Here is an 11,229-nt window from a genome sequence, read left to right as displayed (position 1 = left end):
TATGGCTACATCACCTTGGACGCTGAAGGAAACGGCGTTTATCACTCCAACCCGAACAGCAATGCTCCAGCAGGCGCGACGGACACCTTCGTCTATACCATTCGCGATGCTGACGGCGATGAGAGCACCGCGACCGTCACTATCAACGTGCTCAACTGCCAGATGGTTGCTGCACAAGACCACGATGTCACCGTCCATGAAAACGCTCTGGACCTGACCAAGGACGGCAACGACCTGGCGCCCGGCACCGTCACCGGCAGCCAACCTGGCTCGACCGGCGAAACAGCCAGTGGGACCTTGGTCGGTTCGGTCACAGGCGGCGTTGGGGCTTTGACCTACAGCCTGGTTGGCAACACTGCAGGGCAATTCGGCCAGATTCAGGTCAACGCCGATGGCTCCTACACCTACACCCTGACCTCGCCGGCGAATTCGCCGACCCATCAGAACGACGGGCCGAACATCATTACCGAGAGCTTTACCTATCAGGTCAAGGATTCGCTCGGTAATACCACCACCAGCAACATCGTCATCAGCATCGTCGATGACGTGCCACAGGCGCATTGCGACGTTGCCCGAGTGGAAATGGGTGGGCAGGTCAGTGGCAACGTACTGCTCAATGATGTGATCGGCGCGGATGTTTCTGCCGACGGCAAGTACGTGGTCGGCGTGCGGGCCGGTTCCGATACTTCGACCCCGGCCTCCGGGCAGCTCGGCGTGAATGTTCAAGGGACTTATGGCTACATCACCTTGGACGCTGAAGGAAACGGCGTTTATCACTCCAACCCGAACAGCAATGCTCCAGCAGGCGCGACGGACACCTTCGTCTATACCATTCGCGATGCTGACGGCGATGAGAGCACCGCGACCGTCACTATCAACGTGCTCAACTGCCAGATGGTTGCTGCACAAGACCACGATGTTACCGTCCATGAAAACGCTCTGGACCTGACCAAGGACGGCAACGACCTCGCGCCCGGCACCGTCACCGGCAGCCAACCTGGCTCGACCGGCGAAACAGCCAGTGGGACCTTGGTCGGTTCGGTCACAGGCGGCGTTGGGGCTTTGACCTACAGCCTGGTTGGCAACACTGCAGGGCAATTCGGGCAGATCCAGGTCAACGCCGATGGCTCCTACACCTACACCCTGACCTCGCCGGCGAATTCGCCGACCCATCAGAACGACGGGCCGAACATCATTACCGAGAGCTTTACCTATCAGGTCAAGGATTCGCTCGGTAATACCACCACCAGCAACATCGTCATCAGCATCGTCGATGACGTGCCACAGGCGCATTGCGACGTTGCCCGAGTGGAAATGGGTGGGCAGGTCAGCGGTAACGTACTGCTCAACGACGTGATCGGCGCCGACGTCTCCGCTGATGGTAAATACGTAGTTGGTGTACGCGCCGGTTCAGATACATCGACGCCTGCCTCTGGCCAACTCGGCGTCAATGTCCAGGGCACTTACGGCTACATCACCCTCGATGCCGAGGGTAACGGGGTTTACCACTCGTACCCCAACAGCAATGCCCCAGAGGGCGCCACGGATACCTTCGTCTACACCATCCGTGATGCCGACGGTGACCAGAGCACCGCGACGGTCAGTATCAACGTGCTCAACTGCCAGATGGTGGCGACACCGGATCACGACGTCACTGTCTACGAAAACGCTCTGGACCTGAACAAGGATTGCCACGACCTGGCTCCGGGCGCTGTGCTCGGCAGCCAGCCGGGATCGGCCGCTGAAACAGCCAGCGGCACCTTGGTTGGCGCCGTGAGCGGCGGCGTAGGCATCCTCACCTACAGCCTGGTCGGCAATGCCGAGGGCCATTTCGGCCAGATCCAGGTCAACGGTGATGGCTCTTACACCTATACCCTGACTTCGCCTGCCAGCACTTCGCCGCAACAGAACGATGGCCCCAATATCGTCACCGAAACCTTCACCTATCAAGTCAAGGACTCGCTCGGCAACACCACCACCAGCAACATCGTCGTCAGCATTGTTGATGACGTGCCCCAAGCCCACTGCGACTTCGCCAATGTGGTCGAAGGCAGCAGCGTGACGGGCAACCTGCTGTGGAATGACGTGATCGGCGCCGACGTCTCTGCCGCTGGCCAGTATGTGATCGGGATCCGCGCCGGCAGCGACACCTCGACTTCTGCTGTGGGCCAGCTCGGCACAGAGGTGCAAGGCGCTTATGGCTACGCAACGCTGGATGCCAACGGTAATGGCGTTTATCACGCCAACCCCAACAGCGTGTCACCGGCTGGAGCTACCGACACCTTCGTCTACACCATCCGTGACGCCGACGGTGATGAAAGCACTACGACGGTGACCTTCAACGTCCAGGACGCCAGCCAGGCGGGCTGCGTTGATGGAGTTGTTGGCGCTCGCTCGGCGGCCACTGACAAAGCTGCGCCGATCCGGTTCGACGTTGACGAACACAAAGCCACCGGCTCGCTCAAGGAGCTTGCTCGCAGCGCGTTCGCTGCCAACAGCGGCGCCATGACCTCCGCGCTGGTGGTGGCCGGCTATCTGGCGCAGATGGGCAACAGCCACGCCGGCGAGCAGGACGTGTACACGGTGGCCCTGCGCAAGGGTGAGACGCTCACCCTCGACCACGATCGCGCGCCGGGCAACTTGCTCATGGAATGGAAAGGCGCAGCTGGCAGCTATCACCCTGTGGCGGACGGCGGCAGCTTCACCGCCAGCCACGATGGCCTGTACAGCATCCAGCTGACCAGCACGACCGATAGCACTGCCCCGGCGCAGGACAGCTTCAAGCTCAGCCTGCTGATCGATTCGAGCAATGTCCAAGGCCAGAGCCACCCTGGCGGCCAGACAGTTGGCAGCGACTCGGCAACTGGCACTGCAGACATCGTCTACCACGCAGACAGCACTGGCAGCGCGCTGACCGCCGATACGTGGTTGGCGGTGGAGGATGGCAAAGGCGAGGCGGTGCTGGTAAGCAGCCCAGGCAATGACCTGCTCGAAGGCGGTCACGGTATTGATACCGTCAGCTATGCCACAGCCAAGGCAGGCGTAGTGGTCGACCTCAACCTGGTGGGCCAGCAGGATACCGGCGGCGGTGGGCTGGACACCCTGGTCAGGATCGACAACCTGATCGGCTCGGACTACCACGACACCTTGATTGGCAACGCCAATGACAACGTGCTGATTGGCGGTCGGGGTGATGACCTGCTGACCGGGGGCGGCGGCAATGACACCTTCGTCTGGCAGAAGGGTGACACCGGCCACGACACTGTGACTGACTTCACGCCAGGCGCTGATCATCTTGACCTGTCGCAATTGCTTCAGGGCGATGGTGGCGCGGCGGCTTCACTGGATGACTTCCTGCACTTCAAGGTTAGCGCAGCGGGAGGTACGGTGGTGTCGACCATCGAAGTCAGCAGCGTGGCCGGTGCGGCACCGAGTCAGACCATCGACCTGGCCGGCGTCGACCTTGCCCAGCACTATGGCGTAACGGCGGGGGCGGGTGGTCTTATTGCATCCGGGCATGACACCGCAACCATCATCAACGGCATGCTCAACGATCATTCGTTGAAGGTGGATACCGTCTAAGGTTGTTTGACTCATCTTGAGCCCGCTGGGGCCGCTTTGCGGCCCTTTCGCGACACAAGGCCGCTCCTACAGGGACCGCGCTAGTCAGTCATGCGCGGACCCTGTAGGAGCGGCCTTGTGTCGCGAAAGGGCTGCGCAGCAGCCCCGGCTATCTCAATTGGATCAACGATATCTCATAGTTCGCAAGGTAGGTGAGTGCCGGCCTGGCAGTGCTTGGAGGACGGGCTCAACTGCGGCGTAGGGTCTTCTGCTTGAGAATGTACAGGCTCACCAGCACTGCGCTGGTGAGCATGAACAGTCTTGCCCAAAAGAGTGGCACCAGATAGCAGGACAAACCGATACTGGCCCACATCAGGCCAATGGCGTAGACCTTGCCTTTGAGCGGGATCCCCTCACCACCGAGGTAGTCGCGAATCCACGGTCCCAACTGCGGGTGATTGACCAGCCAGGCGTGGAAGCGCGGCGAGCTGCGGGCGAAGCAGGCGGCCGCCAGCAGCAGAAAGGGGGTGGTTGGCAATACCGGCAGGAAAATCCCCAATACCCCCAGCGCAACGCTGAGCCAGCCAGCGGCCAGCAACAGGTAGCGCATGACAGCTGTCAGTGATGGCGCGGCTTGAGCAGGGCTGGCTTTTCTTCCGGAGCGTGCAGCAGCAGGTACAGCGCGGTCAGGGCTTCCGGAATCTGCACGATCATGTCGTCCTGCAGGTTGGCGTCCTTGGCAATGTCTTCAAACTCTGGCTGCTCATCGAACAGACCCGAACCGACCATGATCGGCAGCAGCATTTCGCTGACTTCTTCTTCGGCGTTCTCGAACCAGGCTTCTTCACGCAGGAACACGCCTTCCATGAAGCCGATGCACCAGCCGCGCAGATCGGAGTCGTCCGGGTCTTCACCCAGGTCGAGGTCGCACGGCAGCTCGAACTCTTCGTCACTGGCCAGTTGACGGCTGATGTGGGCCTTGAGGGCGACCAGCGTGGCTTCGATTTCGACCCGCTGGGCGTCGCTGCTGTACTTGGGCTCTTCGGCAAACAGCGCGTCGATCCATTCGCGGTCAGGAACGGCCTCGGAAGTGATCGAAAGCGCGGTCAGGTAGCCGTGGGCGGCGACGTAATCCAGCGCTTCTTCGTGCAGCTCGTCGGCATCGAGGAAGACTTGCAGGCGGGTCAGTTGCTCGGCGAAGGACATTACGGGGCTACCTTGAAGAATAAACGATAACGAATTCTAGCACCTTGCTGCGATCACGGGGCAAAGGGAACGTCTGTCACCGTAGCGTCCTTTAGCACTCGTCGCTGGGGTATAATCCGCGGTTTTCAGCCGGGCACAGTGTTTGTGCGGCCCTTGGCAAAAGCTGCTTACGCATTCGCGCGTGTGCCGGACGAGTTTATCGTCCAGCCTGTGTTCGGGAATGATACGGCGATTTCGGAGTTTGCAATGCTCGAACAGGCTCAGCGCGTCCTCAAGGACATCTTCGGCTACGACAGTTTCCGGGGGCGCCAGGCAGCGATCATCGAATGTGTGGCCAATGGCGGCGATGCCTTGGTACTGATGCCTACCGGCGGCGGCAAGTCGCTGTGCTTCCAGGTCCCTGGCTTGTTGCGGCCCGGCTTGACTGTGGTGGTATCGCCACTGATCGCCTTGATGGACGACCAGGTTGCCACCCTCGACGAACTCGGCGTGGCCGCGGCAGCCCTGAATTCGACCCTGAGTGCCGAGCAGCAACGCGAGCTGGCCGGGCGCTTGCGCCGCGGCGAGGTGAAGATGCTCTACCTCGCGCCTGAGCGCTTGGTGCAACCACGCATGCTCGAGTTCCTGCAGGGCCTCGACGTATCGCTGTTCGCCATCGACGAAGCGCACTGCGTGTCGCAGTGGGGCCATGACTTCCGGCCTGAGTACCTGCAATTGGGCCAACTGGCCGAACAGTTTCCGCATGTGCCACGCATCGCCCTGACCGCCACCGCCGACATGCGCACCCGCGAAGAGATCGTCCAGCGTCTGCACCTGCAGGGCGCCGAGCGCTTTCTGTCGAGCTTCGACCGACCGAATATCTTTTACCGCATCGTGCCCAAGGAAGCGCCGCGCAAACAGCTGATGGCGTTTCTGGGCGAGCGCCGCGGCAACGCCGGGATCGTCTATTGCCTGTCACGCAAGAAGGTTGACGAGACCGCAGCGTTTCTCTGCGAACAGGGCTTTCCCGCACTGTCCTACCATGCCGGCCTGGCCGCCGACACCCGTGCCAGCAACCAGCGCCGCTTCCTCAACGAGGAAGGCCTGATCATGGTTGCGACCATTGCATTTGGCATGGGCATCGACAAGCCCAACGTGCGCTTCGTTGCCCACCTCGACTTACCCAAGTCGCTCGAGGCGTATTACCAGGAGACCGGTCGTGCCGGTCGTGACGGCTTGCCCGCCGACGCCTGGATGGCCTACGGCCTGCAAGACATGGTCATGCTCAAGCAGATGTTGCAGAACTCCGAAGGTGACGAGCGTCACAAGCGGGTCGAGCAGCACAAACTCGACGCCATGCTGGCCCTGTGTGAAGAAACCCGCTGCCGCCGACAGTCGCTGCTGGCCTACTTCGACGAAGTCCTCGAACAGCCCTGCGGTCACTGTGACAACTGCGTCGACAAGGTGCAGACCTGGGACGCAACCGAGCCTGCACGTCAGGCCCTGTCGGCGGTGTTTCGTACTGGTCAGCGCTACGGCGTTGGTCATCTGGTCGATGTGCTGCTGGGCAAGGACAACGAGAAGATCCGCAGCTTTGGTCACGAGAAGCTCTCGGTCTACGGCGTCGGTAAGTCCCTGAGTGAACATGAGTGGCGCTCGCTGTTCCGCCAACTGGTCGCGCGTGGCCTGGTCGATATCGACCTCGAAGGCTACGGCGGCCTGCGCCTGTCCGACAGCTGCCGGCCATTGCTGCGTGGCGAGGTCAACCTGCAGCTGCGTCGCGACCTCAAACCACAGACCAGCGCCAAGAGCTCCAGCGGTGGCAGCCCGGCCAGCCAGTTGGTGCGTGGCGAAGAGCGCGAGATGTGGGAAGCCTTGCGCACCCTGCGGCGCAAGCTGGCTGAAGAGCACAGCGTACCGCCTTACGTCATCTTCCCCGATTCGACTTTGCTGGAAATGCTCCGCAGTCAGCCTGCAAGCCTTGCCGACATGGGCCAGGTCAGTGGTGTCGGCGCGCGCAAACTGGAGCGCTATGGCCAGGCGTTTCTCGAGGTGCTCAACGGCGGCGAGAGCACGCAGGCGCCAAAGGTGGTGCTTGACCTGCGCCACGAACTGGTAAGCCTGGCGCGGGCGGGCATGACGCCGATGCAGATTGCCGGCCAGCTCAACTGCAGCGAAAAGAATGTCTACAGCCTGTTGGCCGAGGCGCTCGGCCGTCAGGAACTGAGCCTGGACCAGGCGCTGGACTTGCCCGAAGACCTGATGATGGAAGTGCAGGATGCCTTCCTTGATGGCGAAGGCGAGCTACCGCCGGTGGCGGAGATCGCAGCGCAATTCGCCCAGCGCGTGCCGGAGGGTGTGCTGTATTGCATCCGCGCTGCGCTGGCGGCAGAGTTTGAGCTGTAACCAGGCGCGATGCCGCTGAGCGCGGCATCTGGCTGATCCTTGTCATATTTTTTGATGATTATCGGACATTTCCGTGACGCCCAGCCTTGCCTGGAGCGCAAGGCCATGATTAGCTGGCTAATAATTAGTTCTATCCATCGAGTTGTTTATGCCGCTTACCGACAATCAACACCGCTTTGGCATGCAACTGGCCCAGATGTCCCGGGGCTGGCGCGCTGAACTGGATCGCCGACTGGCCGGGCTGAATCTGTCTCAGGCTCGCTGGTTGGTGCTGTTGCACCTCGCTCGCTTCGCCGAAGCTCCGACCCAGCGTGAACTGGCGCAGAGCGTGGGCGTTGAAGGCCCAACGCTGGCGCGCCTGCTCGACAGCCTGGAAACCCAGGGTCTGGTGCGCCGCCAGGCGGTGCTGGAAGATCGTCGTGCCAAAAAGATTCTGCTCTGCCCACCCGCCAAGCCGCTGATTGAGCAAATCGAAACCATCGCCAACCAGCTGCGTACCGAACTGTTCAGCGGGGTAGACGAGGCTGACCTGGATATCTGCATGCGGGTCCACGCAAAGATTCTCGGCAACCTGGAAAAATCCTGAGGCGACGCCAGGGCTGCCATGCAGAGGCAGCCCCGGGCGCGTTCAATCAGAACGTGTGGCCCAGATTGAGATACACCGCTTTCTGCTGCTCGCTGTTGGCCCCATAACTGAGGTTCAACGGCCCTAGCGGCGTCTCCAACCCTAAAAATATGCTCGCGGCGTTGATGTAGCCACTGTCGAAGTCATTGTCGTTGTTCCAGGCCCGGCCGCGTTCGAGCGAGCCGCCGATGTACAGCGGGAAGTCCAGCGGCAGGTAGGCGCGTGGCGTCAGGCGCCGGTAATAGACCATCCGCATCAGGCTGATGTTCTGCCCCGACACCGAATCCTGACGGAAGCCCGACAGCTGCCGGGCGCCACCGAGCACGAAGCTCGAAGTGACCACATCGGCGTCGTTCAGCGTGCGTCCGTAGCGCCCGCCAAGCACCAGCGTGTCGGCGCCGCTGCTGAGTGCCTTGTCCACGTTCAGCTCCCACTGACGATAGTTGCTGTCCGAATCCAGCGACTTGTCGTAGTTGCGCAGAGTCAGGCCGATGTCTTCGCCACTGTGCGGGAAGTACACGTTGTCCAGCGTATCGAACGAGTACTTGAGCTCGTAGAAACCTTCGTTGAAGCTGACCGAGGGCAGGTCCTGATCACCAATGCGAACGTCGGCGTTGCCCCAGGCCTTGCCCACGCCTGCACGCACCTCGCCATAGGTACCGATCTGGCGGCCGAGGTTGATGCCGAAACCATAGCGTTGCAAGCGGTATTCGGCGATCGGGTCATTTTCCAGTGTCGCTTCGATGTTCTGTGAACCCAGATCCAGATACGGCGCGACGAAATACCGCGAACCGATGTCCAGCGGCTGATAGAACTCGCTGTACAGCTCTTGCTGATCGCCGATCTGCGCCCGCGTCAGCCATTCACCGCCCAGCCGATTGATGCCATTGATGCGGTAGCTGGCGCCGAGGTTGAAGGCGCTGTCGCCGCGCATGTCGTCCGACAGGTTGAGGCCCAGGCGTAGGTAGTCGGTACCGCCGCGTTTGCCGCTGGCCTTGATCACCAGGGTGTTGTCGTCGCCCTTGTGCACCACGCGGTACTGCACACCGTCAAAGTAATCCAGGCCATACAGGGTACCCATGTCGGTCTGCAGACGCTCCAGCTCCAGTGGCTCGCCAATCGGCTGGCGAACGTAGTAGCGGATCACGTCGTCGCTGACCTTCGAATCATTCTCGACCTTGATTGCGGTAATCACCGGGGTGCGCTGGCGCGGCGAGCGGGCGATGGCGAGCTGAGTATCGCCCTCCGCCTGGCGCAGTGTAGCCAGCCGGGCATCAAGAGCACGGGTGGCGCGGTAGCCGGCCTCGATCATCTCGGCGGTGCGGCCGAAGTCAGTGACGCCGAATGCCGCCAAGGGCGGCTGAATCAGGATGTCATCGCGGTGCAGGTTGGCCAGTTGCTCTTCGGAGTTTCGCCGGGTCATCAAGGTGATCGACTGGTTGAGCACATCCACTACCGTGTTCAGTTGCTTGCGGTCGCGCAACGGAGTACCGATGTCGACCACAATGGCCAGATCGACGCCCATCTCGCGGGCGACATCCAGCGGGATGTTGTCGACCATGCCGCCGTCGACCAGCAAGCGCCCATCCATCTCGACTGGGGCGAACACCGCCGGGATCGACATGCTGGCGCGGATCACCTGCGGCAGGTGGCCACGGCGGAACACCACTTTTTCGCCACTGGCGATGTCGGTTGCAACGGCGCGGAAGGGGATCGGCAGTTTGTCGAAGTCGCGGGTATCAGCGGTGTGGGCCAATTTGCTTTCCAGCAGCAGGGCGAGGTTCTGACCCTGGATCACCCCCAGCGGCAGGCCCAGGCTGCCGTCGTCGCGAAAGCTCAGCTTCTGCTTGACCAGAAAATCGCGATCATCCTGCTTGCGCCGGAACGGCACGTCCTTGCGCGGTGGCGCATCGGACAGCGCCTGCTGCCAGTCGAGTGTGATGGCGAGTTTTTCCAGCTCTTCGACGCTGTAGCCCGAGGCATACAGGCCGCCAATGACCGCGCCCATGCTGGTGCCGGCAATGGCATCGACGCGCACGCCTTGCTCTTCCAGCGCCTTGAGCACGCCGATGTGCGCCAGGCCCCTGGCTGCGCCGCCAGACAGCACCAGGCCGACCTTGGGCCGGGTGTTTTCGGCAGCTGTGATCGGCAAACAGGTAAGCAGCAGCATCAGGCACAACAGCAAGCGGTGCATCGTCCAGTCTCAAAGCAGAGGGAAAGGCCGCTAGTATAAGCGGCCAACACTCTGGAGATAGTTGATCATGTCTGCGAGCAAGCCCGAAATAGTCATCAATTATTGCACTCAGTGCCAATGGCTGCTGCGCGCCGCCTGGCTGGCGCAGGAGCTGCTCAGTACCTTTGCCGACGATCTGGCCCGGGTCGCGCTGGAGCCAGGCTCCGGTGGCGTGTTCCGGGTCACCTGCAACGGTGTGCAGATCTGGGAGCGCAAGGCGGATGGCGGCTTCCCCGAGGCCAAGCAGCTCAAACAGCGCGTACGCGACCAGATCGACCCGCAGCGTGACCTCGGCCACAACGATCGCTGATCAGCTGCCCTGGGTTGCAGGCTTGGCGGCGCTGGCCGGCTCGCTGGCCAGGCGGCTGGAGAGGATGATCGCCAGCACGATCAAGGCGCCGCCGGCGAGCATGGTCAGCGAAGGCCGCTCGGCGAATAACGCCCAGGCCACGGCGATGCCATAGACCGGCTCCATGCCGAACACCACGGCGGCGGTGCGCGCCTTGATCACCGCCAGCGCAGCGACGAACAGGCTGTGCGCAATGCCGGTACAGAACACCCCAAGCAGGCTGATCCAGAGCCAGTCGACAGCGCGAACGTCGGCCAGACCCGGCGCTGCGAACGGCACCAGGCACAGCGCTACCACCAGATTCTGCCAGAGCGCTGCCTGCGCCGCCGGCAAGCGCGCGCCACCCGCGCGGTTGGTCAGCGACAGCAGCGAGAACAGTAGCCCCGAAAACAATGCCCAGAGCAGGCCACTGGTGGCCTCGCTGGCCAGGTCGAAGGCGGGCGTGACGAGGATCAGGCCGATGCTCACCAGCACGACCAGCATCAGCTCGTTGCGACGGATGCGCTCGCGAAACAACAGCCCTTCAAGGATCACCGTGAACGCCGGGAAGCTGGCAAAGCCCAGGGTGGCGATGGCCACGCCGGCAACCTTGACCGCGATGAAAAAGCTCACCCAATGACCGGCCAGCAACACGCCGCCAAACAGCAGACGGCGCACATCAGCGCCTTTGAGTGGTTGCCAGGTCTGACGCATGAACTGGGCAAACAGACCCAGCGCCAGCACGGCGAAGGCGGCACGGCCAAAAACAATGATGGCCGGGCTGGCCGAGACAGCGAGCTTGCCGAAGACACCGGTCAGGCCAAACAGCAGCGCGCCGATGTGCAGAGCGCCGAGGGCGGTGCGGGGTGTCATGGGAGTCCTCTGTGCGGA

8 protein-coding genes are annotated in these 11,229 nt (G+C 62.1%); 4 read left to right on the top strand and 4 right to left on the bottom strand.

The window, feature by feature from the left end; all coding sequences use genetic code 11:
* A partial coding sequence (locus M2396_RS23970) for an Ig-like domain-containing protein (protein WP_409035118.1) occupies positions 1-3,582 on the top strand: 3,582 nt, incomplete at its 5' end.
* Positions 3,583-3,808: 226 nt separating this feature from the next.
* Here M2396_RS23970 and M2396_RS23965 read toward each other — a convergent pair.
* On the bottom strand, positions 3,809-4,171 hold the full coding sequence (locus M2396_RS23965; protein WP_101317648.1) for a YbaN family protein: 363 nt from the start codon (positions 4,169-4,171) through the stop codon (positions 3,809-3,811).
* 8 nt (positions 4,172-4,179) lie between these two features.
* Positions 4,180-4,767, bottom strand: coding sequence for a YecA family protein (locus M2396_RS23960; RefSeq protein ID WP_101317650.1), 588 nt, complete (start codon positions 4,765-4,767; stop codon positions 4,180-4,182).
* A 246-nt stretch (positions 4,768-5,013) separates the two neighbouring features.
* On the opposite strand from M2396_RS23960, the gene recQ reads away from it, so the two are divergent.
* Both recQ and M2396_RS23950 read left to right on the top strand, forming a co-directional pair.
* A complete protein-coding gene (gene recQ, locus M2396_RS23955) occupies positions 5,014-7,152 on the top strand; it encodes a DNA helicase RecQ (RefSeq protein WP_150572174.1) in 2,139 nt (712 codons plus the stop codon).
* Between the two features lie 148 nt (positions 7,153-7,300).
* Complete coding sequence (locus tag M2396_RS23950; RefSeq protein ID WP_101317654.1) at positions 7,301-7,738, top strand: MarR family transcriptional regulator; 438 nt, start codon at positions 7,301-7,303, stop codon at positions 7,736-7,738.
* A 46-nt stretch (positions 7,739-7,784) separates the two neighbouring features.
* Here the strand turns inward: M2396_RS23950 and M2396_RS23945 are convergent, their stop codons facing one another.
* Positions 7,785-9,971: a patatin-like phospholipase family protein gene (locus tag M2396_RS23945; RefSeq protein WP_259078979.1), complete on the bottom strand. Its 2,187-nt coding sequence runs from the start codon at positions 9,969-9,971 to the stop codon at positions 7,785-7,787.
* Positions 9,972-10,038: 67 nt separating this feature from the next.
* Here M2396_RS23945 and M2396_RS23940 point away from each other — a divergent pair, with 67 nt between their 5' ends.
* Positions 10,039-10,320 carry a SelT/SelW/SelH family protein gene (locus tag M2396_RS23940; protein WP_259078978.1) on the top strand — a complete coding sequence of 94 codons (282 nt, stop codon included), beginning with the start codon at positions 10,039-10,041 and terminating at the stop codon, positions 10,318-10,320.
* On the opposite strand, the gene M2396_RS23935 is transcribed toward M2396_RS23940, so the two are convergent.
* A complete protein-coding gene (locus M2396_RS23935; protein WP_220633265.1) occupies positions 10,321-11,211 on the bottom strand; it encodes a DMT family transporter in 891 nt (296 codons plus the stop codon). It lies immediately after the preceding gene.
* Positions 11,212-11,229 lie beyond the last annotated feature (18 nt).

It is taken from the genome of Pseudomonas sp. BIGb0278 (assembly GCF_024809895.1).
GTDB classification, from domain to species: Bacteria; Pseudomonadota; Gammaproteobacteria; order Pseudomonadales; family Pseudomonadaceae; genus Aquipseudomonas; species Aquipseudomonas shirazensis.
The sequence above is the reverse complement of the archived record's forward strand: the minus strand, read 5'-3'. Positions and strand labels throughout refer to the sequence as shown.

Coding starts and splice junctions, on each gene's coding strand:
- M2396_RS23965 (WP_101317648.1), bottom strand. CDS start 4,171: ATGCGCTACCTGTTGCTGGCCGCTGGCTGGCTCAGCGTTGCGCTGGGG.
- M2396_RS23960 (WP_101317650.1), bottom strand. CDS start 4,767: ATGTCCTTCGCCGAGCAACTGACCCGCCTGCAAGTCTTCCTCGATGCC.
- recQ (WP_150572174.1), top strand. CDS start 5,014: ATGCTCGAACAGGCTCAGCGCGTCCTCAAGGACATCTTCGGCTACGAC.
- M2396_RS23950 (WP_101317654.1), top strand. CDS start 7,301: ATGCCGCTTACCGACAATCAACACCGCTTTGGCATGCAACTGGCCCAG.
- M2396_RS23945 (WP_259078979.1), bottom strand. CDS start 9,971: ATGCACCGCTTGCTGTTGTGCCTGATGCTGCTGCTTACCTGTTTGCCG.
- M2396_RS23940 (WP_259078978.1), top strand. CDS start 10,039: ATGTCTGCGAGCAAGCCCGAAATAGTCATCAATTATTGCACTCAGTGC.
- M2396_RS23935 (WP_220633265.1), bottom strand. CDS start 11,211: ATGACACCCCGCACCGCCCTCGGCGCTCTGCACATCGGCGCGCTGCTG.